This window comes from Bradyrhizobium sp. RDI18 (assembly GCF_043203335.1).
GTDB classification, from domain to species: Bacteria; Pseudomonadota; Alphaproteobacteria; order Rhizobiales; family Xanthobacteraceae; genus Bradyrhizobium; species Bradyrhizobium retamae.
The window spans coordinates 607,504-632,737 of record NZ_JBICRN010000008.1 but is presented as its reverse complement, the minus strand read 5'-3'; the positions used below and the strand labels follow the sequence as shown (position 1 = coordinate 632,737).

Here is a 25,234-nt window from a genome sequence, read left to right as displayed (position 1 = left end):
GTCATGTCGCTTTCACGTCGCCGCTTCCTTGCCGTCAGCGCGGCCGTGCCGCTGTTCGCGCCGTCGTTGGCGCTGGCGCAAGCCAAGGAATTCCGCCTCGGCCTGATCACGCCCAATGGCCATTCCTGGAACAAGGCGGCCTTAAAGCTCGGCGACGATCTCAAGGCTGCTACCAACGGCCGCCTTACCATGACTGTCTTTCACTCCGGTCAGCTCGGCAACGAGCCGGCGATGATGCAGCAATTGCAGTCCGGCGCGCTCGACATGGGCTTCATCCAGGCCGCCGAGCTCGGCTCGCGCGTGCCGCATATCGCAGCGATCAATGCGCCCTACATCGTGCGCTCGACGCCGTCGGTCGCCAAGTTCGTTCGCCATCCTGCCGCAATCAAGCTGTTCGAGGTGCTGCCGCAGGAAACCGGCACGATCGGCCTCGGCTGGGGCATCACCGGCATGCGCGCCATCTTCTCGTCGAAGGACCTGACGACCTTGGCCGATATCAAGGGCATGAAGCTGCGCATCAATCCGACGCCGGTCTATCGCGATTTCTATTCGTCGCTGGGCGCGGCGCCGACGCCAATCCCGACACCGCAGGTGTTCGATGCCATGGCGAACGGCCAGGTCGACGGCCTCGAGGCGGACCTGGAGTTCTCCTGGAACCAGCGCTTTGACAAGGTGTCAAAAGTCATCCTGCAGATGAATGCCGTCTTCATGCCAATGGCAGCGATCGTCTCCGGCCGCGTCTGGCAATCGCTACCGGCGGCCGACCGCGAGCTGATCGCCAAGACGGTCAAGTCGACGCTCGATACGCAGATCGATGAATTGGCCGGCAATGAGCCCAAGCTGATCGAGAACTTCAAGAACGCGCCGATCCCGATCCGTCAGGTCCCGGCCGGAGATACCGAAGCGGTCATTGCCGAATTCGACAAGGTCTGGCTGCCCAAGGCCCCGGTCCTTGCCGAGTTGCGCAAGGTCGGCGCGACGCTCTGATCCCATCCCATCGTTTTCAAGCCAAAGCCCGGCGGATTCATCAGTCCGCCGGAACAATTCCAATGGAGCTAAACAAATGAGCCCACGCATTTCCTGGGAAGGCGTCTTCCCGGCCGTCACCACGCAATTCAATGACGACCTGTCGCTCAACATCGATGCGACCGCGAAGGTCATGGACGGCCTGATCCGCGACGGCGTTTCCGGACTGATCGTTTGCGGTTCCGTCGGCGAGAACACCTCGCTGGAGCGTAAGGAGAAAGTCGCCATCATGGAGGCGGCGAAATCCGTCGCAGCAGGTCGTGTGCCCGTGCTGTGCGGCATCGCCGAGTTCACGACCACCTTCGCCGTTGAAACCGCTAAGGAAGCGGCGCGCGTCGGCATCGACGGCGTGATGGTGATGCCTGCGCTGGTCTATTCGTCCAAGCCGCACGAGACTGCCGCACATTTCCGCGCGGTCGCCACGGCGACCGACCTGCCGGTGATGCTCTACAACAATCCGCCGATCTACAAGAACGACGTTACGCCGGACATTCTGGCGTCGCTCGCCGACGTCGAGACCGTCGTCTGCTTCAAGGACTCCTCCGGCGACACACGGCGCTTCATCGACACCCGCAACATGGTTGGTGACCGTTTCGTCCTGTTTGCCGGCCTCGACGACGTCATCGTCGAGAGCGTCGCCATGGGCGCGGTCGGCTGGGTCTCCGGCATGTCGAACGCCTTCCCGCGCGAGGGCGAGACCTTGTTCCGCCTCGCCAAGGCGGGGCGCTATGCCGAGGCGATGCCGCTGTACGAATGGTTCATGCCGCTATTGCACCTCGATGCCCGTCCGGACCTCGTCCAGTGCATCAAGCTCTGCGAGCACATCATGGGCCGCGGCACTGCGCTGACCCGCCCGCCCCGGCTGGCGCTGCTGCCGCACGAGAAGGCCGAGGTCGAAGCGATGATGGCGAAAGCACTGAAGAACCGCCCGCTGCTGCCGAACGTCGGGCTGAAAGCCGCGTAAGCGGCCTACCTGGCTGCCCGCGCCTTCGCATTCAACGCCGCGGCGACGCGGCTGACCGGCGGGCGGCCGATCAGCCCACTGACGACATTGGTTGCCGCGACCAGCTTTGACATATCGACGCCGGTCGCGATGCCCATGCCTTCGAGCATATAGACCACGTCCTCGGTTGCGACGTTACCCGTCGCGCCGGGGGCGTAGGGGCAGCCGCCGAGACCGCCGGCGGCGGAATCGATCACGCGGCAGCCCTCCTCCATGCCGGCATAGAGATTGGCCAGCGCCTGACCATACGTGTCGTGGAAATGCATGGCGAGATTGGCCATCGGCACATGGCCTGCAACCGCGCGCAAAAGCCGCCGCGCCTTCAAGGGCGTGCCGACGCCGATGGTGTCGCCGAGCGAGATTTCGTAACAGCCGAGATCCCACAACACCTTTGCGACATCGACCACCGCCTGCGGCTTGATCTCGCCCTCATAGGGACAGCCGAGCACGGTGGAAATATAGCCGCGCACCCGGACGCTGTCCGCCCTGGCGCGGGCGAGCACCGGCTTGAAGCGTTCGATCGATTCCGCGATCGAGCAATTGATGTTGGCGCGGGAAAAGCTTTCCGACGCCGCAGCAAATACCGCGATCAGTTTGGCGCCGGCGGCCTGAGAGGCCTCGTAGCCCTTCTCGTTCGGCACCAATACCGGCAGTTCGCAATTCGTGTGATGGCTGACGCCGCGCAATACCTCGGCCGATCCGACCATCTGCGGGATCGCCTTGGGCGAGACGAAGGCGCCGACCTCGACGGTGTGGAGGCCCGCGCCGATCAATGCCTCGACGAACGCGATCCGGTCAGCGATGCTGATCGGGGTCTTCTCGTTCTGCAGCCCGTCGCGCGGGCCGACCTCGACAATGTGAACGCCTTCGCTCATGACACAGCCGCCGGTTCGATTTCGGCGAGTTCGACACCCTCGCCGACGATATCGCCGACCTTGCACCTGATTTTCTTCAACACGCCCGCAAAGGGCGCGCGCAGGGTCTGCTCCATCTTCATGACTTCCAGCGTCAGGATCGCCGCCCCCTTCTCCAGCGTCGCGCCCTCCTCGGCCAATAGCGCCACCACGGTCCCCGGCAGCGGCGCCACGATCTTGTCCTCGCCGACCAGTTCCTCGGTCTCGCCGCCGAACGGATCGACCCAATGCAGATCGAAGCGGCCGTTCCGGGTGCGGAGGTAAAGCTCGTGGCCTTCGATCACGGCCGTGACGCGCGATTTCATGCCCTCGATCGTCAGATCGAAGCTGCCTTCCTCCGCGGGCGACGTCGCGAAAACGAACTCGTGCTTACCGATGGTCAGTTTCGACGGACCATTGCCATAGTGCAGCGTCACCCTCTGCTCGGTGCTCTGCCCCTGACGGAACGAGAACACCCGCTTCCGCTGGCCGACCGGCATCCACCCAAACGTCTGCCAGGGTGAATGCGCTTCCTTGCGCGCGACGTTCTGTTCGTCGTTGACGATCGCGGCGACCGCAGCGCAAAGCTCGAGATCCCCTGCCGTTCCCGAGGACTCCGTCAGCTTCTTCAATTCGCGCTCGATGAAGCCGGTGTCGATGGTATTGGCGCGCACCTGCGGGTGCGTCACCAGCGCGGACAGGAATGGAATGTTGGTGACGATGCCGCGGACGTCGGTCTCTTCCAGCCCACGGTTCAGCCGCTCGATCGCCGCCTGCCGGGTCGGCGCCCATGCAATGACCTTGGCAAGCATGGCATCGTAGTATGGCGACACCGCATCGCCGCTGCGGTAGCCTGCATCGATCCGCAGGCCGTCGACCGCCTCAGGCGTGCGCCAGGTCCTGATCCGACCGACTGATGGCATAAAATTCTTCTGCGGATTTTCGGCATAAACCCGCGCCTCGATGGCGTGTCCGCTCAGTTTGATCTCGTTCTGCGCCAACGGCAGCTTTTCGCCGAACGCCACCCGCAACTGCCATTCGACGAGATCGACGCCGGTGATGAGCTCGGTCACGGGATGCTCGACCTGCAGGCGGGTGTTCATTTCGATGAAGAACACCTCCTTGCCATCGGAGACGAATTCGATGGTGCCGGCGCCGACATAATTGACCGCGGCAGCCGCCTTGCGCGCAGCCGCGCAGACTGTTTCGCGTTGCTTGGCGTCCAGCGTCGGCGACGGCGCCTCCTCGATCACCTTCTGGTGCCGCCGCTGCAGCGTGCATTCGCGCTCCCAGAGCGAGAGCAGATTGCCGTGGCTGTCGCCGATGATCTGCACCTCAATGTGCCGGGGGTTTTGAACGAATTTCTCGATCAGCATGCGATCGTCGCCGAACGCAGCCTTCGCTTCGCGCTTGGCGCTGACGATCGCCGCCGCAAGCTCGCCGGCCGAACTGACGACGCGCATGCCGCGCCCGCCGCCGCCGGCGGAAGCCTTGACCAGCACGGGGAAGCCGATCTTCTCGGCGGCCGTCGCCAGCGTCGCCTCGTCCTGCGCCTCGCCGTGATAGCCGGGCACCAATGGCACGCCAGCCTTTTCCATCAGCGCTTTCGAGCCGGACTTCGAGCCCATCGCCGTCATCATCTCGGCCGTGGGGCCCACGAACACCAGCCCGGCATTCAGGCAGGCCTGCGCGAATTCGGCATTTTCGGACAGAAAGCCGTAGCCGGGATGGATCGCCTCGGCGCCGGTCTGGCGCGCCGCTTCGATCACGCGCTCGACGTTGAGATAGCTGTCGCGCGCACGCGCCGGTCCGAGCAGCACGGCCTCGTCGGCCATGGCGACGTGCATGGCGTCGCGGTCGGCCTCGGAGTAGACGGCGACGGTACGCAGGCCCAAGGCACGCGCAGAGCAGATCACACGGCAGGCAATCTCGCCGCGGTTGGCGATCAGGAGGGTACGAAAACGCCGGTAAAGTTTCGAGCGGTCCATCATCACATCCTGAACAAGCCAAACTTCGTGGGTTCAATCGGCGCGTTGGCCGCGGCGGACAGCCCAAGGCCCAACACCAGGCGGGTGTCGGCGGGATCGATCACGCCATCATCCCACAGCCGCGCGGTGGCGTAATACGGATTGCCCTGGCTTTCATACTGGGCACGGATCGGCGCGCGGAACTTGTCCTCTTCCTCGGCCGACCAGCTTTCGCCCTTCGCCTCGATATTGTCGCGGCGGACCTGGCTCAGCACCATGGAAGCCTGTTCACCGCCCATTACCGAAATACGCGCGTTTGGCCACATCCAGAGGAAACGCGGAGAATAGGCGCGGCCAGACATGCCGTAATTTCCGGCACCATAGGAGCCGCCGATCACGACAGTGAATTTCGGCACGCCGGCGGTCGCGACCGCCGTCACCAGCTTGGCGCCGTCGCGCGCGATGCCACCGGCCTCGTATTTCTTGCCCACCATGAAGCCCGTGATGTTCTGCAAAAACACGAGCGGAATATTGCGCTGGCAGCACAGCTCGATGAAGTGCGCGCCCTTCAGCGAACTCTCGCTGAACAGAATGCCGTTGTTGGCGATGATGCCGACCGGGTAGCCCCAGATGTGGGCGAAGCCGCAAATCAGCGTCGCGCCGTAGAGCTTCTTGAACTCGTCGAATTCCGAGCCGTCGACGATCCGCGCGATGATGTCGTGCACGTCGAACGGTTTTCGGCCGTCGGCGGGGACGACGCCGTAGATTTCCTCGGCGGGAAACAGCGGCTCCCGCGGCTCGCGCATATTCAGCACCGCGCGCGTCGGCGGCTTCAGCGTGGCGACGATGCGCCGGGCAATCCCGATCGCATGTGCATCGTTCTGCGCATAGTGATCGGTGACGCCGGAGTGGCGGGAATGCACGTCGGCGCCGCCGAGCTCTTCGGCGGAAACCACCTCGCCGGTCGCGGCCTTCACCAACGGCGGGCCGCCGAGAAAGATGGTGCCCTGGTTGCGCACGATGATGCTCTCGTCCGACATCGCCGGCACATAGGCGCCGCCTGCGGTGCAGGAGCCCATTACGATGGCGATCTGCGGAATGCCCTGCGAGGACATCTGCGCCTGGTTATAGAAGATGCGGCCAAAATGCCGCTCGTCCGGAAAGATCTCGTCCTGCATCGGCAGGAAGGCGCCGCCGGAATCGACCATGTAGACGCAGGGCAGATTGTTCTGGCGCGCGATATCCTGCGCGCGCAGATGCTTCTTCACCGTCATCGGATAGTAGGTGCCGCCCTTGATGGTGGCGTCGTTGGCGACGATCACGCATTCGCGGCCCGAAATACGCCCCACCCCGGTAATGACGCTCGCAGAATGGACGTCGCCGCCATAGAGCCCGTGGGCTGCCAGCGGCGAGAGTTCGAGAAACGCCGTGCCGGGATCGACCAGCAGGTCGACGCGCTCGCGCGCCAGCATCTTGCCGCGCGATGTATGCCTCTTGCGCGACACCTCGCCGCCGCCGCCGGCGACCACCTTGAGCTTCTCGCGCAGTTCGGCCACGAGACCCCGCATCACGTCGGCATTGCGGGCAAACTCGGAGGATGTAGGATCGATAGTGGAATGAAGCGGCATGATCGGCGTTTCTTTGGATGCGAGGGAGCCGTTGGAATGGCTTCAGGACTGCCGGAACGTAACGTCCGAGGAAGATATGACAGCCTGTATCATCTTTGCCTCGATGTGAAGTTCAAGCCGTCTTTTCGAACAGCTCCCGCCCGATCAGCATGCGGCGGATTTCGCTGGTGCCGGCGCCGATCTCGTAGAGTTTTGCGTCACGCAACAGCCGCCCGGTCGGGTAGTCATTGATATAGCCGTTGCCGCCGAGGAGCTGGATGGCATCGAGCGCGCATTGCGTCGCCTTCTCGGCGGCGTAGAGGATCGCGCCGGCGGCGTCCTCGCGCGTGGTCTCGCCGCGGTCGCAGGCTTTTGCCACCGCATAGACATAGGCGCGCGAGGCGTTCATCGTGGTGTACATGTCGGCGATCTTGCCCTGCACGAGCTGGAAGCTGCCGATCGGCTCGCCGAACTGCTTGCGCTCATGCACGTAGGGCAGCACCACGTCCATGCAGGCCTGCATGATGCCGATCGGGCCTGCCGCCAGCACCGCGCGCTCATAGTCGAGGCCGCTCATCAACACGTTGACGCCGCGGCCGACCTCGCTCAGCACGTTCTCTTCCGGCACCTCGCAATCCTCGAACAAGAGTTCGCAGGTGTCGGAACCGCGCATGCCGAGCTTGTCGAGTTTCTGCGCGGTGGAAAAGCCCTTCATGCCCTTTTCGATGAGGAAGGCGGTGATGCCGCGCGGGCCGGCATTGGCATCGGTCCTGGCGTAGACCACCAGCGTGTCCGCCTCGGGGCCGTTGGTGATCCACATCTTGTTGCCGTTCAGCACGAAGCGGTCGCCCTTCTTCTCGGCGCGCGTCTTCATCGAGACCACGTCCGAGCCCGCGCCCGGCTCCGACATTGCGAGCGAGCCGACATGCTCGCCGGAAATCAGTTTCGGCAGATATTTGCGTTTCTGCGCGTCGCTGCCGTTGCGGCGGATCTGGTTGACGCAGAGGTTGGAATGAGCGCCATAGGACAGGCCGACGGAGGCGGACGCCCGCGAGATTTCTTCCAGTGCGATGCAGTGCTCGAGATAGCCGAGCCCCGCGCCGCCATATTCCTCTTCCACCGTGATGCCGTGCAGGCCGAGCGCGCCGATTTTCGGCCAGAGGTCGCGCGGGAACTGGTTGCTGCGGTCGATTTCGGCGGCGCGCGGAGCGATCTCGTTCTGCGAAAACGCATGCACGGTCTCGCGGATTGCGTCCGCGGTCTCGCCAAGGTCGAAGTTGAGAAGCAGCGCCCTGTTTGAGGCCATTGTTCCACCCTTGCATTTCTTCGAATTAAACGATCATACGTTTTTTTACTATCCCTGCAAGTGGGACGTATTGAGGTCCAGATGAACGCCGCAGACGATTGAAATTACTATATTTTCGTGTCATAATTATACGGCCGCTTGCTCGTTTCAAGAGCGGCGAACGCCCTCCACTCTCAGAGGCCCCATGGCGCGGACGATCGGCTCACACGGCCCCAAGACGATGGAGGCGATCCGCAAAGCCGGGCTGCGCCTGATCTTCGAGCACGGCTACGCGGCGATGAGCCTGCGCCAGCTTGCGGCCGAAGTCGGGATCCAGTCGGGCTCGCTCTACAACCACATCTCGACCAAGCAGGAATTGCTGTTCGTGCTGGTACGGGACCACATCAATGAGCTGCTGCGCCAGCTCGATCGTGCCCTGCAGGGGAAACAGGGGCCGGCCGACAAGCTCCGTGCTTTCGTCGCTTTTCACGTCAGCTACCACATGACCAAGAAGCGCGAAGTCTTCATCGCCAATTCCGAGCTGCGAAGCCTGGAGCCGAAGAACTATCAGGAGATCGTGGCGCTGCGCGGAGCCTATGAGCGGCGGCTTGCGGAAATTCTCACCGAGGGTGTCACGGAGGGCGAGTTCGAGGTCGTTGACATCCAGGTGGCGACGTTTGCGATCCTGTCACTCCTGACCGGCCTCACTGCCTGGTACCGGCCCGGCGGGCGGCTCACCAAGGAGGCGATCGTCGCCGCCCATGAGAAGCTGGTACTATCGGGCGTCTCTCCCAGCGCGACGCCTGAGCGGGCGCAAACCAAGCGCGCGCCCTCCCCTGATGTCACGGCTCGCGGCAGGCCGGAGGGCGGATGAGGTGCCGATGACGGAACGTCAACCCCTCGACGAATTCGACCTGAAAATCCTGTCCGAGTTGCAGAAGGATGGACGCATCCGCAACAACGAACTGGCGGACAGGGTCGGCCTCTCGGAGCCTCCGTGCCGGCGGCGCGTTCGGTCCTTGCGCGAGCGCGGCTATGTCAGTGCCATCAAAGCCACGCTCGACGAAAAGCTGCTTGGTTACGAGGTTATTTCCTACGTATTGATTCAGTTGCAGAGCCAGGCTCAGACGACGTTGCAGGTGTTCGAAAAATCGATCGCGGCGATACCGCTGGTCCAGCAGAGCTGGCGCATTTCGGGCGACGCCGATTATCTGCTCAAATGCGTGGCGCGAAACGTCGAGGGCATGCACCAGCAGCTTCTGCAATTTTCAGCGATGCCCGAGGTCCGCAACATCAGGACCTTCCCGGTGCTAGGCGTCGCCAAGGATGCGCCGCTGCCCATATCCCCAAATCCGGCGACATCCGACCCGGCACAATAGCCCTCGCCGGCAACGTCTCGCGACGCGCGGCTGCAAAGCGGGCCTACCAGACCGCTAGTGGGTCCAGGGCTCGATGCGCTTGAAGGCGAAATTGTCGGCGTAAGCGGCCGGCCGGCGCACCGAATCCTTGGGCTCGATCACCTGATAGGCGATGCCCTTGCGCTCGCAATAGGCGATCGCATCTTCCTTGGTGTCGAAGCGCAAGGTGAGCTGCTGCTTCATGTCGGAGGACGAGGTCCAGCCCATCAGCGGCTCGATCGCCTGCGGCAGCTCGGGCTCGTAGTCGAGTTGCCATTCCTGGGCCGTGGCCCTTCCCGATTGCATCGCGTTCTTGGCAGGCTTGAAAATGCGGGCGGTCATCGGATGGTCGGGTCCTCAAGCGATATGCGACATGGAAGCGTTTGGTGGAAACGGCCGGGATAGTATAGAGACACCTTTCAGGAATTTGATCGGTGATTCCGGAAGCCCGGATGTACCATTTCCGTACCGGTATAGTCATTATGCCGTACTGTGACAATCCAGGGCCATCCGGCGCCCGGGACCCGGTCTTGCGGCGCGATCTTCCCGAAAGCATCACGAAGCGGCACCCATGAAAATCAACGCCACCCTGCCCGACAAAGGACGCGACCTCCGGCTCGACCTGTTTCGCGGGGTCGCGAACTGGTGGATCTATCTGGATCATATCCCGGATAACGTCGTAAACTGGATCACCGTCCGCAATTACGGGTTCAGCGACGCCGCCGACCTGTTCGTCTTCATTTCCGGCTATACTGCCTCGTTCGTCTATGCGCGGATGATGCTCGAACGCGGCTTCATTGTCGGCGCCACGCGGCTCACCAAGCGGGTCTGGCAGCTCTATGTCGCCCACATCATCCTGTTCGTGATCTATATCGCCTCGATCAGCTATCTCGCCTTGCGCTTCGGCGATTCCCAACTGGTCAACGACTTCAATGTGGTCGGCCTGATCGATAACGCCACCGAAACCCTGCGGCAGGGACTGTTCCTGAAGTTCAAGCCGGTCAATCTCGACGTGCTGCCGCTCTACATCGTGCTGATGGGGCTGTTCCCGCCGGTGCTGTGGATCATGCTGCGGCAGCCCAACTGGACCCTGGCGGCGGCGATCGCGCTGTGGCTGGTGTCGCGGCAGACCGGCTGGAACCTGCCCGCCTATCCGGTCGGCACCTGGTACTTCAACCCGTTCGCCTGGCAGTTGCTGTTCGTGTTCGGCGCATGGTGCGCGCTCGGCGGCGCCCGCAAGAACATGCACATCATCAACGCGCCGGTCACGCTGTATTTGTGCATCGCCTATCTGATCCTGGCGCTGGTCATGACCATGGCCGGCAGGTTTCCGACGTTCGGCGAGCTGTTCCCGCAGTGGCTCTATTCGATGTTCAACCCGAACGACAAGACCAACCTCGCGCCCTACCGCTTCCTGCATTTCGTGGCGATCGTGATCCTCGTTATCCGTTTCGTGCCGAAGGAATGGCCCGGACTGGAATGGAGGATTTTCGATCCGCTGGTCGTCTGCGGCCAGCAATCACTCGCGGTTTTCTGCGTCGGCGTGTTCCTGTCCTTTGTCGGGCATTTCCAACTATCGATGAGCTCAGGCTCGCTGCTCGTGCAGATCCTCGTCAGCGTGACCGGCATCGCGATCATGACCGTCGTCGCCTACTACATTTCCTGGTCGAAGCGGCAGGACAAGCCGCTCAAGCCGGCAGCGCCGAAAGCCGCCTGAGCGGCTTTCCACTGAATCGCGGCAGCCGGTTCAGGCCGGTTGCGCGGTCGATGCCACCAGCGTCCGCACGTCGGTGTAGATATTGACCAGCGGTGCGACCACCTTGTGCATCGCGTTCTTCGATACGATCGTGTCGTGCATGACGAGGTGATCGACGCCAGTGGTCAGAAAGCAGTTCACGGCATCCTGCGGCGTTTCCACGATGGGCTCGCCCTTGATGTTGAATGAGGTGTTGATCAGCACGGGAACGCCGGTCAAGGCCTCGAATTCCTTCAGCAGGCGGTAGAGCATCGGGTTGGTTTCTTCGCGCACGGTCTGGACGCGTGCAGTGCCATCGACATGCACGATCGCCGGGATCTTGTCGCGCCATTCAGGGCGAACCGGCTTGGCGATCAGCATGAAGGGCGAGTCCTCCTCGCCTTCAAAAACTTCCTTCATGCGCTCGGCCAGCACGATCGGCGCGAACGGCCGGAACGCCTGCCGGTGCTTCACGCGGCTGTTGAGGATGTCCTTCATCTCGGGCTTGCGTGGATCGGCCAGCAGGCTGCGGTTGCCGAGCGCGCGCGGCCCGAATTCCGAACGGTCCTGAAACCAGCCGATCACCTTCTGGTCGGCGAGCAGTTTGGCGGTGTCGCGGCAGACATTCTCACTTCTGACGGCATCGACCTGGACACGCACCAGAAACTTCTGCAACTCCTTCGCGGCATCCTGGTCGCTGTAGGGCCTGCCGACATAGGCGTGATCCATAACGAAGGCGCGGGGTTGCTTCAGGATTTCGAGCCAGCCGTAGTAGGCGCAGCCGATTGCAATGCCATCATCACCGGCCGCCGGCTGGACCCAGACGTTCTCGAAGCCGGCTTCGCGGGCGACGCGCCCATTCGCCACGCAATTCAGCGCGACGCCGCCGGCCATACAGAGGTTCTTCGCGCCGGTGGTTTCGCGCAACCAGCGGGCGCGGGCCAGCAGCACGTTCTCGGTGTCGTCCTGCGTGCGCCAGGCCAGGTCTTCCCAGTGCCGCATCGCGGGGTGTTTTTCCCAATTGCTACCGGGTTCGAACACGTAAGGCTGCTTGAATTCGGCGGTCCAGTGCGGCACCTGCAGCTTGCCGTCGTGCAGTTCGAGCAAATGCTTGACCTGATCGCGGCGGCCATAGGGCGCCAGTCCCATCAGTTCTCCGCATTTGTTCCAGTCGCCGAAGATGTAGGTCGAAGCGCGACTGTAGAGCGCGCCGAGCCCCGGCATGTTGTAGAACTCATCGCTCAGGAAGCCGCGGTCCGGCTCCATCCAGACCTTCTTCAGGCATTCGAGCGTCGTTCCGTTGAACTTGTAGTAACTCTCGGACTCGCGCGCGAGCGGCGTCGCCGTGTCGCTGGCGGGAAAGGATTCCATGACGTCGGACCGGTAGCTGCCGACGCCATCGACGATCATCACGACGCCATCCTCGAACGGCGACACCGCGAACGCGCTGTAGGCGTGCGCGAGGTGATGGGAGATCGTGACCACCTTGTCCGAATGCTTCAGATAGAGCGGATGCTTGGCCGCCTCGTCGCGCTCGAACTCCGGCAGGAAGCCCGGCGCGTCGAAATAGACCAGCCGCTCTTCCATTTCCGGGACCGGCAGGATGTAGCAATTGCGCACCACCAGATCGACGTCGTCGAGCGTAATGCCTTCGGCTTCGAGGCAATAATCGATCACTTCCTTGTAGAAGCCCGAGGCGTGCTTGGCCCGCGTGATCCGCTCCTTGGCGATCGCAAATGCAATGGCGCCGTCGCGCAACAGGCACGCGCTGACATCATGGTCATAGGTGTTCAGACCAAGGACATAAGTGTGTTTTTTTGGCATGGGTACTCGTCAGGAGAGGATCGTCTTGCGCTGAAAAATGGAGATCGTGTCGACATCAAGTTCTTGGCGTGGCGTTGCGGATTTTTTCAATCGAAGTTCTGCAGCGCACAATCCTAAGTGTTCATCCAACATTCAGGAAGATGAATGCGCGCCGCAGGAATCCGCAGCAAAACCCACCGTAACTTGACCTTATCTGCCCTTCTCAATAAAGTCCCAAGAGCTCGAAAGAACCTTATGAAAATATTGTGTTAGCGCATCTGAACGGAAAGCATTCTCGCGCGTCTAAGTGAGATAGTGCCGAAGTCCAGGTGTTTCGAAAGTGACCGGGAGATTCTCGAATGGCTAAACGCTACAATATCCTGACCCGCTGTCTTGCAGCGCTGGCTTTGTTATTCGTCTACGTGGCCAGCACGTCTGCGATTCTGGTGGGCGGGACGACCACGTCCGCGCAGGCGTACCGTGGCAGAGGCAGAGGTTATGGTCGCGGATACGGACGCGGCTATGGCAGAGGCTGGGGCCGCGGTCGCGGCTATGGCTTCTATGGCGCTCCGCTTATCGTGGCACCCCGTGCCCGTGGCCGCTGCTGGTGGAACTCCTACGGCCAGCGCGTCTGCAGGTATTGATATGAACTCGATCGTCGTCGCCTCAGGCGAGATCCGAGACAAAGATTCAGGCGCACCGGGCAACCGGCGCGCCTTTTTCTTTGGCGGAATGATTCCGACCGCGCGATAAGCAGGCGGCTTGGCCTCCGAACTAGCTTGCCAGCCGCGGTATCAGCTTGAGAGCATTGCCGCGTTCGATCGACGTGATCTGTTCGTCCGTGAACACGCCCGCCTCGCGCAATCCCTTTACGTGATCGCTGCCGGTCCGGTATGGGAAATCCGTCCCGAACACGATCTGCGACGGCGGAATGAGCGACGCCAGCGCCGACATCGCGGCGTGGTTGGACGTCTGCGCGGTGTCGTAGAAGAATCGCTTCAACTCGGCGAGGGTGCCGTCGGGCACCGTTTCCTTGGCTTTCGGCACTAGCAGCGGATGGCGCACGAAGCGCTCGATCAGAAACGGCATCGTCCCGCCCGCATGCGAGAAGATCCATCGGATATCGGGGAAACGCCTCGCGTTACCGGAGAAGACGATGTCGGCGATCGTGCGCGTCGTGTCGGTGCCGAACTCGATCATGACGGGCGGCTGCGTCGGCGCCAGGTTCACGCAGCAATTGGCCGCGGTGGGATGGGTGTAGACCAGCGCCTTGCGGCGATTGAGCTCCTCCATAACCGGCAAGAACAACGGATCTCCGAGCCATTTGTCGCCGTAGCTCGTCATCAACGCGATGCCATCGGCCTTGAGCGTGTCGAGCGCATAGGCGAGCTCGCGCAGGCTGCCTTCGGCGTCAGTGAGCGGCAGCATCGCGAAATTGCCGAACCGCCCCGGATAATCCGCGACCAGCTTTGCGGCATATTCGTTCGACTCGCGGCAAAGCCTTCGTGCCGTATCGCCCTTGGTGAAATTGACCGCGGGCGTGGTGACGGACAGCATCGCAGTGGCGATGCCGGCCTTGTCCATATCGGCGAGCGATTTCTCGATCGTCCAGTTCTTCATCAAGGGGTCGCCGAAGCCGCTGTCGTTCGACGCGGTCACGTAGGTTGGCGGCGAGAGATGATGGTGAACGTCGATCCGGAACGGCTTTGCGTCGGCGGTTTGTGCCTCTGCCCGGCCGCCACCGACCGCCGTCGTCAGGGCCAGCGCGCCGGCACCGAGCATGAAGCCACGCCGGCTTGGTGCGGCGAATGACTGATACGATTGACCACAGCAGAAGCACCCCCGTAGCGGGGCCGTGCGCAAATCCGTCATTCGTTCTCTCCCCGATCTTGCTTGTTGTTGCGTGCAGCCTTCAGCCGTCGAGAATGGCGACCGCCCGGGTCCAGCCTGCAGATGCGCGCTCGATCTTCACCGGAAAGCACGACACCATGAAGCCGGTCGACGGCAATTGTTCGAGATTGTGCAGCTTCTCGAGGTGGCAATAGCCGATGTGGCGCCCGGCCTTGTGGCCTTCCCAGATCAAGCTGGCGTCTTTCGTCTCGGCATATTTCTTCGCGGTGTAGACGAACGGCGCATCCCAGCTCCAGCCGTCGATACCGGTCAGGCGCACGCCGCGCTCCAATAGATACATCGTCGCCTCGTAGCCCATGCCGCAGCCGGAGGTGACGTAGTCCTGCTGCCCGTATTTGGCGCCGGCGCTGGTATTGACCACGACGATCTCCAATGGCGACAGCGTATGGCCGATGCGCTTCAATTCCGCTTCGACATCCTTGGCGGTGGCGACGTAACCATCCGGCAAATGCCGGAAGTCGAGCTTCACACCCGGCTGAAAGCACCATTCCAGCGGCACCTCGTCGATGGTCCATGAACGCTCGCCGCGGTTCATGGTGGGATGGAAATGCCAGGGCGCATCCAGATGTGTGCCGTTGTGGGTGGAGAGCGATACCTGCTCCACTGCCCAGCCTTGGCCATAAGGCAGATCTTCCGCCTTCAACCCTTCGAAGAACTGCAGCATCCGCGGCAGCCCCTGCTGATGATCGATGTATTGGATGGTCGGGTGGTTGCCGGGCGGATCGGCCGGCACGTCGTTTTGCAGGGGGACGGAAATGTCGATCAATCTGCGCGCCATGGCGGTTCCTCGCTGGATGTTCTTTTTGGGTAGCGTCGCCGGAAGCAACTATTGCCGCTCGACCCGGTTCTTCAAGATGCCGATCTTTTCGACTTCGAGTTCGATGGTGTCGCCATGTTCGAGATACCAGCCGAGCTCGAGGCCGCAGCCATTGCCGACAGTGCCGGATCCGATGAATTCGCCGGGCATCAGGGTCTCGTCCTGGCTGACATGGGCGATGATCTCCTCGAACGAGAATAGCATGCCCTCGGTCACCCCTTGCGAGCGCGTCTCGCCGTTGACGCGCGCTTCCATCTTCAACTTGTAGGGATCGCCGATCTCGTCTGGCGTCACGATCCACGGGCCCATCACGTTGCCGCCGTCGAAACTTTTGCCCTTTGCCGGACCTAGCCGTCCCTCCATTTCAATGCGCTGGGCATCGCGCGCGGAAAAGTCGTTGAAGATCGTGTAGCCAAAGATGTGGTCTTTGGCCTTGGCGGCGGAGATGTTGGCGCCCTTGTTCCTGGTGATGATGCCGAATTCGAGCTCATAGTCCATTACCTGGCTGTAGCGCGGCCATTTCACCGTGGTGTTGGTGCCGCGCACGCTGAAGCGGTTGGTGATGTAGTAGATCGGCTGCTTGCGATAGACCTCCGGCAGTTCGCCGAGCGGCTCGGCCTCGATCCGCGCCAACTCGGCCATGTCGCCCTTGGCGCGTGCGGCGAGCTTGAGCTGCCCGCGCGGGGCCTGCAGGATATGCAGTGGGAACGACATGCCGTCCCGCATCTGCCGCGGCTCCGGGACCGGCGCGAGAATCTCAGTAGCATCCACCGATACTGAAAGGCTCTCGTCCTCGCCGTGTTTGTCGAACACCTTCGCCGCCTGTTCGAGCGCGGCGTCGCCGGCATCGATCAGCGCCAGCATCGAAGCGAAGGCAGGATTGGCACCTCCGTTGCGGCTGGCCGCCGCCGCGAGATCAAACAGCAGTCTGTCGCCGCTATGCACGATGGCGACCTTTTCCTGACCGCCCGACCTTATTGTTGCGAGTTTCACCTGACGCCCTCTTGTTTTCCGATGAAATATATGATCAAAAAAAATATCGATAAACAAGCCTGAAAAATGTTTGATGGGGAGAACGTCGTGAAAAAGGTCCTTGCCGCCCTTGCGGTCAGCGCGGCGCTGACCGGTACCGCCTTTGCGCAAGCCAAGATCCAGGTCGGCTGCACGGCGACTTCGGATTGCGCCTCGGCAATGATCGCGATCGACGAGGGCATCTTCAAAAAGCACGGGCTCGAGGTCGAGATGACGCCGATCGGCATCAACTCGAACATCCCGGCGGCGATCCTGTCGAATTCGATTCAGATTGGCGGGCCGACCTCGACGGTGTTTTTGCAGGCCGTCGACGGTGGGCTCGATCTCGTCGCTATTGCGGGTGCCACCATGATGAGCCCGGTGTCGAACGGCAACATCACCGCCTTCGTCCGCAACGGCATCACCATCAAGGAGCCGAAGGATTTCGTCGGCAAGAAAGTCGGCGCGCCGGGGCTAAACGCGTTCCTGCATGTATTGTTCGTGAAGTGGCTGGTGGAGAAAGGCGTCGACCCCAAGAGCGTCAATTTCGTCGAGGTCACCTTCCCGACCATGGCCGACATCATCAAATCCGGCGGCGTCGATGCCGTGCTGACGGCCGAACCGTTCGTGACCCGCATGACCAACGCCGGCCTCGGGTCGGTCGGCGCACGCTACGCCGTCGAACTGGCCCGCACCGATCCCATCATTTTCTACGCTGCCTCACGCGAATGGGCCGATAAGAACGCCGCGGCGATCAAGAAATTCCGTGACGCGATCGCCGAGTCCGCCATCATCGTCAACAATGACCGCGAAAAGGCGTCGAACTCGATTGCCAAGTTCACCAAGCAGCCGATCGACCTTGTCAAGGCCACGCCGCCGAACCGTTCCGAACCGGTGCTGAAGCCCGAGCAGCTCTCCTGGTGGATCGAGGTGATGTCATCGCAGAAGATGCTGCAATCCAAGCTCGACACCTCGAAGCTGGTCCTGAAGTAAAGGATTTCGCGATGCCGGCCTCCGAGCGCCAATCGAGCCGACCGGTGACTGAGGCCGCTACGCTAACTGAGCGTGCGGCGATGCTGGTCGAGCAGGATATTCTCGCGGGCCATCTGGCGCCGGGATCGCGGCTCGGGATCGTCGATCTTGTGCAACGGTATGAGATCGGCGCGACGCCGCTGCGCGAGGGGTTGTCGCGGTTGATGTCGCGCGGGCTAATCGTCGGCACCGGGCAGCGCGGCTTCCGCGTCGCCGACGTCAGCCGCGAGGATCTGCTCGACATCACAACGATGCGCACGGCGATCGAGATCGAGGCCATCAGGCTGGCGATCACCCATGGCGACGATGCCTGGGAGGCCGGCATCGTCAGCGCGCTGCACCAGATGCGCCGGCACATCGAGCGGACCGGTGATGAATTCCGTGAGGGCGCCGAGGATTTCGACCGGCTGCACAAGGGCTTTCACACCGCCTTGCTGGCCGCCTGCGGTTCGAAACGCCTACTGGCGGCCCATTCCGATCTCTACGACCAGGCCTATCGCTACCGGCGCGTGATGATGCGCTCCGTCGACAGCGGCAAGAAATTCGTGCGCGCGCATCAAATGCTCGCAGACCGCGTGATCGCCCGCGACATTCAGGGGTCTCAAGCGATGCTATCGGCGCATCTGCGTTCGACCATGGATTTCGTCTATCCCCCAGGCAACGAGAGCTGACATCATGGCAAGCGCCGCAAAACGCCTCGAAGCCGTATCCGGCACTGCCACGCCCCAGATCGCATTTGACGGCGTCACACTCGTCCTCGGCGGCAAGACCATCATCGAAAATCTAAGTCTCGGAGTCCGGCCCGGCGAATTCCTCTGCATCGTCGGCGCCTCCGGATGCGGCAAGACCACGGCGCTGCGGCTGGCGGCCGGTCTCTATCAGCCGACCAGCGGCAAGGTGAATTTCGACGGCCAGCCGATGCGCGAGCCGCGCCGCGAGATCGCGATCGTGTTCCAGGATTACGGCAAGGCGCTGCTGCCGTGGCGCACCGCGGCGGGCAATGTCTCGCTGGCGCTGGAAGCCGGCGGCATGCCGTCAGCCGAGCGCCCTGCCCGCATCGAGGAACTGTTGCGCACGGTCGGCCTGCCCGGCCATGCCGGCAAATATCCTTCGGAAATGTCAGGCGGCATGCAGCAGCGCCTGCAGATCGCCCGCTGCCTGGCGCAGGAGCCGAAGACGCTTCTGATGGACGAGCCGTTCGGCGCGCTGGACGCGATGACGCGGCAGGGCTTGCAAGATGAGGTATTATCGCTGGTGGCAGCCAGCGGCGCTACCGTGATCTTCGTGACCCACGACCTCGACGAAGCGATCTATCTCGGCGACCGCGTCATCGGTTTGCTGCCGCACCCGGGCCGGATCGGCATCGAGCTTTCGGTCAACCTGCCGCGCCCGCGCGACCAGTTATCGACCCGCGAGTATCCGGAATTCCTGCGGCTGCGGCGGCAATTGTTCGATTTCATCAAGGCCACCGAGCAGTGACGGCGAATTCCGCCAAGGCGCTGGTTCTGCCGCTCGCCGTGCTGGTGGCATTCGAAGTCTGGGCACGCGCCACCCATCTGCAGAGCGACAGCCTTGCGCCGCCGAGCCAGATCGTGATGGCGCTGTTCGGCGCCTTCGCCGATCTCTCGATCCTGGCGGCGACCCGCGACACGCTGTTTTCAGCTTTCGCAGGCCTTGCGATCGGGACCACCATCGGCTTGGCGTTCGGCATCGCCTTCGGGATTTCAGATACGCTCGATCGACTGATGGAAGTAACGGTCGAGGCGATCAGGCCGATTCCCTCGATTGCGCTGCTGCCGATCGCGCTGATCGCGCTCGGCTTCGGCTACCGCATGGAAATCGTGATCGTGGCGTTCGCCTGCGTCTGGCCGGTCCTGATCCTGTCGCGCACGGCGGTGCGCAGCATCGAGCCGCGGCTGATGGAGGTGGCGCGGGCGCTGCGGCTGCCGCCGGCGCAGCGGGTCTGGAAGATCATCATCCCGGCAGCGCTGCCGCGGATCTTCGTCGCCTTCCGCCTGTCGGCCGGCATCGCGCTGATCGTCGCCGTGACGGTCGAAATCGCGATCAACCCGCTCGGCCTCGGGGCCGGTATCATGCTGGCGCAGCAGGCGCTGCGCCCGGACCTGATGCTGGCCTATCTGGTCTGGATCGGCGTCATCGGCTACGCGCTGAATGTCCTGCTGGTCGTCGCCCAGAACCGCCTGTTCGGCCGCGCCGCTGTCAGTGGAGACAGCGCATGAACCGCGCGGCCATCCTCTGGCGCGTGGCGAGCTTTGCAGTTGCGGCTGGCTTCGTCGCGCTATGGCAATTGATCGCCAATTTAAAGATGGTCTCGCCGGTGTTCCTGCCGGGACCTGATAGGGCCTGGGCAGCGCTGGTGCGCGGGTTTTCCTCCGGCGATCTCTGGAGCAAGCTCGCCGGCACGCTCGAACACATGGCCTATGGCTGGCTCGCCGCCTCGATTGCCGGCATCGCGATCGGCGCGATCATCGGATCGTCGCGCAGGATGCGGACCTATGTCGCGCCGTCGCTGGAGTTTCTACGGCCTCTGCCGGTCTCGGCGATCATTCCGGTGGCGATCGCGATGCTTGGGCTGACCCAGGCGATGGCGCTGTTCGTGATCGCCTTCGGTGCGATCTGGCCGATCATGCTGGCGACCATCCATGGTTTTGCAGCGGTCGAGCCGCGGCTCTATGAGGTCGCGCGGTCGCTGCAGATGTCGCGCCTCGCCGTGACCTTCAAGATCGCGCTGCCTTCCGCCAGCCCCGACATCCTCGCCGGGATGCGCCTCAGCCTGACGGTGGCGCTGATCCTATCGGTGGTCTGTGAAATTCTGGCCGGCCTCGACGGGCTCGGCCATTGGGTTCTGCTGTCAGCCCGCGCGTTCCGCTCGGCCGACCTGTTCGCCGGTGTCATCCTGCTTGGGTTGACCGGCTACGTGACGTCGGTGGCGATGTCGCTGGCGGAGCACAGACTGCTGGCGTGGCAGGCGGCGCAGCGGTGATCGCCGGCAGCCGAGCAGTTGCGGCTACGTGTCTGCGACAGGCCGAGCCGAAACCTCCGGCTTCTTCGACGCTGTCATTAGGCGCCGCCAACCCCGACCGATTGAGCGCCACAACGCCCGGAGACTGAAGGTGACGAGCACCTCATGGTGCCGCATCCCCTTGCCGCCCTTGACCAGCCCGAGATCGCGAATGATGCAGTACGTCCCGCTGCTCATGCGGGCGAACTTCGCATCTCGAAAATGATTGCGCACACGCGACAACATGCGTGCAGCATGCACCGCAGATCGATTTCGTCAATCTTGACGGCCGTCGAATCAACCTCGCCGGGATACGAAAGCCGTCAGAGCGTTGCGTTGTTGTTGCGTTCGCCGATGCGATACAGTTGCGCGGTCCGAACCGGCACGCGACCAAGCACCGCGCGCCGCTCGTTCATGCGCTCGCTCGGCGAGATCCGGCTGCGCAAAGCACTCAAGGATCTGAATGCGGATTTCCTCCGCGAGCGGGCCTTCGACCCGACGCATGCGATTCCAGAGCCGGATGATTTCCCGTTGCTTCTCGACATCCATTGGTCACCTCCAAACAACGACCAAAGAGAACATAACAGGAACGAGATTGCAAGCCACGAATTCGCGGCGGTGTCCGAAGTCATGAAAGCGAAATTGCAGTATCGAAAGGTCGCGAGCGCGCGTAGGCGCTATCGATAGCGACGTCCGTCATGCCTCGGATAAAATCATCACTGAGCGCGCCGCGAGGGCAGCTACTCCGAGATCTCGGTTTCAACTCTAAATGCAGAGGCCGAGAATCTTCAGTCGGCAGGCCTCAGCCGCGCGCGGCTTGGACTTCGCAGCGTTTGCCTGCTTTGAATCCTTCGGCGAACTCTTTGGCGAACTCTTCGGCGCCTTGGGACGCTCATAGTCGCCCGCGATCACCATGGCCCAGTACGTACGACCGGTCCGCGCGCTTTTCACGCTGGCAACACCGACGCGCGTCGCGCCGGGCAACAGGAGGTTCTTTCGGTGCCCGGACGAATTGATCCACTGGTCGAGGGTCTTGGGAAAACCGTCGTAGCCGTACGCAATGTTCTCTGCGGCCCGGCCTGCGCCGGCCGGGCCGACACGCGTATTGAACCGGCCAAGGACATCGTGATCCAGTTGGTCCTTTGCGGCCATCGCCTGGGCTTGATCGTGTGCAATCCGTGTGAGAGTCGCATCCAGGGTTACGCGCTTCTGCCCGTGCTTTAGCCGAAAATCGGAAATCATCTGCGCGGGATTGGCCGCCGCCTGCCGGCTCCCTACGGCGGCAAAACAAATCACCAGCCCCAACAGAAGGGCCTGCCGCGTCAGAATGACTGTCTTCCTACCAGCCACAATTGTTCCCCTGCCCCTCCCCAATTGTGCCGGGAAGATTCAATCCGAAAAAGACGTCGCAAGTTATTGATTTTATTGGTCGGGGCATCAGGATTCGAACCTGAGACCTGCAGTACCCAAAACTGCCGCGCTACCAGGCTGCGCTATACCCCGATCCGACGCTGGAGATGCTCGATACACGCTAAAACCGCGGCCATCAAGGCGATGGAAACCGGTCAGCGCTTGTTGAACAGCGGGTGCGCCACCCGATCGCCGGGCTGAATGCCGTATTTTTGCGCCGTGCCGGCAATCACTTCCAGGACCCCCTGGCAAGCCCGCCCGAGGAGATGATCTTGGTGGAGTGCGGCTCGGTGTTCTCAGCGATTCGCAGGATGCGGCCGTCGGCGCGGATGAAGATCATGTCGAGCGGAATGTAGGTGTTCTTCATCCACATCGAGATCTGCTGCTCCGGCGAGAAATCGAACAGCATGCCTTTGCCGTCGGGGGAGTTCTTTTCGGTGCATCAGCCCCTGAGTCTTCTCCTCCTCCGTCGTCGCCATCTCGACCAGGAACACGCGTACGCCTGACTTGGTGGCGATCTCGAGCGGCTGAACGCTCGCGGCCTGTGCGGCAGGATTGGCGCAGAGGATGAAGAGCGCAGCAGACGCAGCGGCCAGCGACGACGTCACCAGGCGGCCCGGGATGCGAAGCCGCGCAACCATCAAAGCGAAATACATCAAAGCACTCACGCCGGATATCTCAGGAGAAATTGCCGGGAACCCTAACCCGAGGATTGCGGCAAATGCCAGAGGCCGCCGCGCTAGGGCGCGACGGCCGGCTCACGTTTGCGTCAGTGGTACCGGAGGATCAATGCGACGACAGCGCCGACGGGCCGGTCTCCGGATGAATTTCGGCCGCCATCATGCCCTTGGACCCGGGCCCGTAGCGCACCAGCACGTACTGGCCCGGCCGCAGTTCGGTCATGCCGAAGCGGCGCAGCGTTTCCATGTGGACGAAGATGTCCGGCGTGCCCTCGCCGCAGGTCAGGAAGCCGAAACCGCGCAGCCGGTTGAACCATTTGACCTGGGCCCGCTCCAGACCGCTGGTCGGCGTAACGCTGACATGAGTCCGGGGCGGCAGCATCTGCGCCGGATGGATCGCGGTGGACTCGTCCATCGAGACAATCCGGAACGCCTGATAGCCCTTGGCACGCTGCACGCATTCGACCACCACCCGCGCGCCTTCATAGGCGGTCTGGTAGCCGTCGCGCCTGAGCACGGTGACGTGCAGCAGCACATCGGGCCAGCCATTGTCCGGCACGATGAAACCGTAACCCTTCGAAGCATCGAACCATTTGATGATGCCCGATATTTCGACAAGGTTAGCTGCGGCATCGCCGAGCCCCGACAGCGCGTCCGCCGCCGGATCGCGCTGTGCGCCGGCTGCGTATTCACCTGGTCCAAGCCTGTTCTGCCCTGCCCCGCCTGTCGGCGGCCCCCCGAGCTTCTTGGACCCAAATTCGTCCGACCCCATGACCCCGGACCTCACACTTCAAAAGCGGTCCACTGTCGCCGTAGCGGACCGGAACACGCGCCCTACCATGACCATCATGATAACGCAGCGCGAATCTCTCGAATCAAGATAACACTCCCGATTGTGGCGCATAGCTAAAAAACAATTCGACCGAGAACTATAAACAGGCTTGCAACGGCCACGAATCAATTGGCGATCAATTGCCTACGAACGGTCCGAGCGTTTCTCCGATGTCGTGACGGATGACAAGATCGGCCACGTCGTCCTGTTCCGTGCTCTCATTATTGATGATCACGAGCTTCGCGCCGCAGTTCTTGGCCATCAGCGGAAAACCTGCGGCGGGCCAAACAACTAGCGACGATCCGACTGCCAGGAACAGGTCGCAATGCTGGGCCAGTTCGGTAGCGCGGCGCATCGCGTCTTCCGGCATCGCCTGTCCGAACGAAATCGTGGCCGTCTTTACCGGCTCGTCGCAGATGGTGCAGTCGGGTGCGCTACCGGCTTCCTCGAAACGCTGCTTAACCCAAAGAAGATCATAGGCATGTCCGCAGCCGATGCAGCGGGCATAAGTCGTGTTGCCGTGCAACTCGATCACGTCATCGGCCCTGAAGCCTGACACCTGGTGCAAATTGTCGATGTTCTGGGTGATGATCGCCGGCGTCTTACCAGCTTTGTAGAGCGAGGCCAGCGCGCGATGCCCGCGACCGGGCTTGGCCGCAGCAAAAGTTGCCTCCATCGCAAAGCGTCGCCGCCAGGCCTCGGCCCGCGCGTCGGCGCTTGCAACGAATTCGTCGAACGCGATCGGGCGGTTGCGCGTCCAGAGGCCGCCAGGGGAGCGGAAATCCGGAATGCCGCATTCGGTGGAAATGCCGGCTCCGGTAAAGGGAACGATACATGCGGCTTCGGCAATCATGTTGCCTAGCTGCTCGACGCCGCTGCGCAAATCCTTGGCGATCACCGCTGATATTTTCCGAATTGTTGGACCGCGCGGATTATAGCACGGTCGTTCGGATTGCCAGACCGATGCGCGCTGCTGGGCGGCGCCGCACGCAACCTCCGGCAAGGCGGCCTTATCAAGCCGCCTTATGCCGCGCCGCCCTGTAACACCGACGCGTCATGCTGCCTTATCATGCTGCCTTGGCCACCGATTCCTTCGGCTCCTTGGCTTCTTCCGACTTCTTCGCCTTGGGTGCGGGTGCGCTTTCCGTCTTCTTCACCGGTAGCTTGCCGTATTGCGCCAGCCTTTCCAGTTCCGCTTCGAGCTCGGCGCGGCGTGCAGCGACTTTTTTCAAACAACTTGTCGGTGGCGTGCTCGCGCAGGCCTGCGAGTTCTTCGATGCTCAATGAATCCAAATCGATCTTTGCCACTGGAACCTCCCGTTTGTCCTTCGCTAACGGGAACCCGCATGAGCGACAAGAATGCGCCACACCTTATCCACCACCTTCGCTTCAGGCGGCACGCGATGACAATGCTTCCCCATTCGCGCCCCATTCGCGCGTGCCAATCATGGCGGGGCGCGAATCAAACAACAAACGGATGGCGATGACGGAGAAGGAAGAAAGACTCGCGCGCGACCGTGCCGAAATAGCAGCACGCGTCGCGAGCTTCAGGCAAACCCAGCAGAAGTTCGAACGCGAGCGCGAAGAATATTACGAAACCACCTTGGCCAACGCGCTGAATGGATCCAGCCGGCCCACGCTCTGGCGTTGAAGTGGAACAGGCAACAGCACTGCAAAAAAACGCCCGGCATCTTCTGGTTATCGCCGACGAATACGGCGCGCGAAGCCGGCCAGAGAAATCCGCAACGGCAGGAACGAAGCCAGTGCACCGACGTTTTTCTATAAAGTGCAGCAACCTTGCGA

25 protein-coding genes, 1 tRNA gene and 1 pseudogene are annotated in these 25,234 nt (G+C 62.4%); 12 read left to right on the top strand and 15 right to left on the bottom strand.

Annotated features, from left to right (window positions below):
• Positions 1 to 3: 3 nt before the first annotated feature.
• Both ACFXS9_RS11810 and ACFXS9_RS11805 read left to right on the top strand, forming a co-directional pair.
• Positions 4 to 987 carry a TRAP transporter substrate-binding protein gene (locus ACFXS9_RS11810; RefSeq protein WP_392688932.1) on the top strand — a complete coding sequence of 328 codons (984 nt, stop codon included), beginning with the start codon at positions 4 to 6 and terminating at the stop codon, positions 985 to 987.
• Positions 988 to 1,063: 76 nt separating this feature from the next.
• Positions 1,064 to 1,990, top strand: a complete 927-nt coding sequence (locus ACFXS9_RS11805) for a dihydrodipicolinate synthase family protein (protein WP_392688929.1) — start codon at positions 1,064 to 1,066, stop codon at positions 1,988 to 1,990.
• Positions 1,991 to 1,995: 5 nt separating this feature from the next.
• On the opposite strand, the gene ACFXS9_RS11800 is transcribed toward ACFXS9_RS11805, so the two are convergent.
• The 4 genes from ACFXS9_RS11800 to ACFXS9_RS11785 all read right to left on the bottom strand — a co-directional run bounded on the left by ACFXS9_RS11800 (position 1,996) and on the right by ACFXS9_RS11785 (position 7,802).
• Complete coding sequence (locus tag ACFXS9_RS11800; RefSeq protein WP_392688926.1) at positions 1,996 to 2,904, bottom strand: hydroxymethylglutaryl-CoA lyase; 909 nt, start codon at positions 2,902 to 2,904, stop codon at positions 1,996 to 1,998.
• Positions 2,901 to 4,910, bottom strand: coding sequence for an acetyl/propionyl/methylcrotonyl-CoA carboxylase subunit alpha (locus tag ACFXS9_RS11795; protein WP_392688923.1), 2,010 nt, complete (start codon positions 4,908 to 4,910; stop codon positions 2,901 to 2,903). Before ACFXS9_RS11795 ends, ACFXS9_RS11800 begins: the two co-directional genes overlap by 4 nt.
• A 2-nt stretch (positions 4,911 to 4,912) precedes the next feature.
• Positions 4,913 to 6,517: a carboxyl transferase domain-containing protein gene (locus tag ACFXS9_RS11790; RefSeq protein WP_392688920.1), complete on the bottom strand. Its 1,605-nt coding sequence runs from the start codon at positions 6,515 to 6,517 to the stop codon at positions 4,913 to 4,915.
• 112 nt (positions 6,518 to 6,629) lie between these two features.
• Positions 6,630 to 7,802, bottom strand: a complete 1,173-nt coding sequence (locus tag ACFXS9_RS11785; protein WP_392688918.1) for an isovaleryl-CoA dehydrogenase — start codon at positions 7,800 to 7,802, stop codon at positions 6,630 to 6,632.
• A gap of 184 nt (positions 7,803 to 7,986) precedes the next feature.
• On the opposite strand from ACFXS9_RS11785, the gene ACFXS9_RS11780 reads away from it, so the two are divergent.
• Both ACFXS9_RS11780 and ACFXS9_RS11775 read left to right on the top strand, forming a co-directional pair.
• Positions 7,987 to 8,655 carry a TetR/AcrR family transcriptional regulator gene (locus ACFXS9_RS11780; protein ID WP_392688915.1) on the top strand — a complete coding sequence of 223 codons (669 nt, stop codon included), beginning with the start codon at positions 7,987 to 7,989 and terminating at the stop codon, positions 8,653 to 8,655.
• 7 nt (positions 8,656 to 8,662) lie between these two features.
• On the top strand, positions 8,663 to 9,160 hold the full coding sequence (locus tag ACFXS9_RS11775; protein ID WP_392688912.1) for an Lrp/AsnC family transcriptional regulator: 498 nt from the start codon (positions 8,663 to 8,665) through the stop codon (positions 9,158 to 9,160).
• 54 nt (positions 9,161 to 9,214) lie between these two features.
• Here ACFXS9_RS11775 and ACFXS9_RS11770 read toward each other — a convergent pair whose 3' ends face one another.
• Positions 9,215 to 9,520 (bottom strand): ETC complex I subunit, encoded by a 306-nt coding sequence (locus tag ACFXS9_RS11770; protein ID WP_392688909.1) that lies wholly within the window; start codon positions 9,518 to 9,520, stop codon positions 9,215 to 9,217.
• A gap of 229 nt (positions 9,521 to 9,749) precedes the next feature.
• Between ACFXS9_RS11770 and ACFXS9_RS11765 the strand changes: the two genes are divergently transcribed.
• A complete protein-coding gene (locus ACFXS9_RS11765) occupies positions 9,750 to 10,895 on the top strand; it encodes an OpgC domain-containing protein (protein ID WP_392688906.1) in 1,146 nt (381 codons plus the stop codon).
• Positions 10,896 to 10,925: 30 nt separating this feature from the next.
• Here ACFXS9_RS11765 and ACFXS9_RS11760 read toward each other — a convergent pair whose 3' ends face one another.
• The 4 genes from ACFXS9_RS11760 to ACFXS9_RS11745 all read right to left on the bottom strand — a co-directional run bounded on the left by ACFXS9_RS11760 (position 10,926) and on the right by ACFXS9_RS11745 (position 16,437).
• Complete coding sequence (locus ACFXS9_RS11760) at positions 10,926 to 12,737, bottom strand: carbamoyltransferase (RefSeq protein ID WP_392688903.1); 1,812 nt, start codon at positions 12,735 to 12,737, stop codon at positions 10,926 to 10,928.
• Between the two features lie 753 nt (positions 12,738 to 13,490).
• Positions 13,491 to 14,588: an amidohydrolase family protein gene (locus tag ACFXS9_RS11755; RefSeq protein ID WP_392688900.1), complete on the bottom strand. Its 1,098-nt coding sequence runs from the start codon at positions 14,586 to 14,588 to the stop codon at positions 13,491 to 13,493.
• 40 nt (positions 14,589 to 14,628) lie between these two features.
• Positions 14,629 to 15,405, bottom strand: a complete 777-nt coding sequence (locus ACFXS9_RS11750; RefSeq protein WP_392688897.1) for a cyclase family protein — start codon at positions 15,403 to 15,405, stop codon at positions 14,629 to 14,631.
• A gap of 48 nt (positions 15,406 to 15,453) precedes the next feature.
• Entirely contained in the window at positions 15,454 to 16,437 is a 984-nt protein-coding gene (locus ACFXS9_RS11745) for a fumarylacetoacetate hydrolase family protein (protein WP_392688894.1), read from the bottom strand.
• Between the two features lie 66 nt (positions 16,438 to 16,503).
• Here ACFXS9_RS11745 and ACFXS9_RS11740 point away from each other — a divergent pair, with 66 nt between their 5' ends.
• The 6 genes from ACFXS9_RS11740 (at position 16,504) to ACFXS9_RS11715 (ending at position 21,196) form a co-directional block, all read left to right on the top strand.
• Positions 16,504 to 17,448 (top strand): ABC transporter substrate-binding protein, encoded by a 945-nt coding sequence (locus tag ACFXS9_RS11740; protein WP_392688892.1) that lies wholly within the window; start codon positions 16,504 to 16,506, stop codon positions 17,446 to 17,448.
• Positions 17,449 to 17,459: 11 nt separating this feature from the next.
• Positions 17,460 to 18,158, top strand: coding sequence for a GntR family transcriptional regulator (locus tag ACFXS9_RS11735; protein WP_392688889.1), 699 nt, complete (start codon positions 17,460 to 17,462; stop codon positions 18,156 to 18,158).
• Between the two features lie 4 nt (positions 18,159 to 18,162).
• Positions 18,163 to 18,966, top strand: a complete 804-nt coding sequence (locus ACFXS9_RS11730) for an ABC transporter ATP-binding protein (protein WP_392688886.1) — start codon at positions 18,163 to 18,165, stop codon at positions 18,964 to 18,966.
• A complete protein-coding gene (locus tag ACFXS9_RS11725; protein ID WP_392688883.1) occupies positions 18,963 to 19,727 on the top strand; it encodes an ABC transporter permease in 765 nt (254 codons plus the stop codon). The genes ACFXS9_RS11730 and ACFXS9_RS11725 overlap by 4 nt, the downstream gene beginning before the upstream one ends.
• On the top strand, positions 19,724 to 20,491 hold the full coding sequence (locus tag ACFXS9_RS11720; protein ID WP_392688880.1) for an ABC transporter permease: 768 nt from the start codon (positions 19,724 to 19,726) through the stop codon (positions 20,489 to 20,491). The genes ACFXS9_RS11725 and ACFXS9_RS11720 overlap by 4 nt, the downstream gene beginning before the upstream one ends.
• A gap of 144 nt (positions 20,492 to 20,635) precedes the next feature.
• Positions 20,636 to 21,196, top strand: coding sequence for a hypothetical protein (locus ACFXS9_RS11715; RefSeq protein WP_392688877.1), 561 nt, complete (start codon positions 20,636 to 20,638; stop codon positions 21,194 to 21,196).
• Between the two features lie 78 nt (positions 21,197 to 21,274).
• Here ACFXS9_RS11715 and ACFXS9_RS11710 read toward each other — a convergent pair whose 3' ends face one another.
• The 6 genes and pseudogenes from ACFXS9_RS11710 to ACFXS9_RS11685 all read right to left on the bottom strand — a co-directional run bounded on the left by ACFXS9_RS11710 (position 21,275) and on the right by ACFXS9_RS11685 (position 24,663).
• Entirely contained in the window at positions 21,275 to 21,817 is a 543-nt protein-coding gene (locus ACFXS9_RS11710; protein ID WP_392699737.1) for a CAP domain-containing protein, read from the bottom strand.
• A gap of 118 nt (positions 21,818 to 21,935) precedes the next feature.
• A tRNA-Pro gene (locus ACFXS9_RS11705) sits at positions 21,936 to 22,012 on the bottom strand.
• A gap of 62 nt (positions 22,013 to 22,074) precedes the next feature.
• Positions 22,075 to 22,560 (bottom strand): annotated as a pseudogene (locus ACFXS9_RS11700) (DUF192 domain-containing protein).
• 145 nt (positions 22,561 to 22,705) lie between these two features.
• Positions 22,706 to 23,371, bottom strand: a complete 666-nt coding sequence (locus ACFXS9_RS11695) for a cold-shock protein (RefSeq protein ID WP_392688875.1) — start codon at positions 23,369 to 23,371, stop codon at positions 22,706 to 22,708.
• A 196-nt stretch (positions 23,372 to 23,567) separates the two neighbouring features.
• Entirely contained in the window at positions 23,568 to 24,329 is a 762-nt protein-coding gene (locus ACFXS9_RS11690; RefSeq protein WP_392688872.1) for an NAD-dependent deacetylase, read from the bottom strand.
• 169 nt (positions 24,330 to 24,498) lie between these two features.
• Positions 24,499 to 24,663, bottom strand: a complete 165-nt coding sequence (locus ACFXS9_RS11685; RefSeq protein ID WP_392688869.1) for a hypothetical protein — start codon at positions 24,661 to 24,663, stop codon at positions 24,499 to 24,501.
• 44 nt (positions 24,664 to 24,707) lie between these two features.
• On the opposite strand from ACFXS9_RS11685, the gene ACFXS9_RS11680 reads away from it, so the two are divergent.
• Positions 24,708 to 25,082 (top strand): hypothetical protein, encoded by a 375-nt coding sequence (locus ACFXS9_RS11680; RefSeq protein WP_392688866.1) that lies wholly within the window; start codon positions 24,708 to 24,710, stop codon positions 25,080 to 25,082.
• Positions 25,083 to 25,234 lie beyond the last annotated feature (152 nt).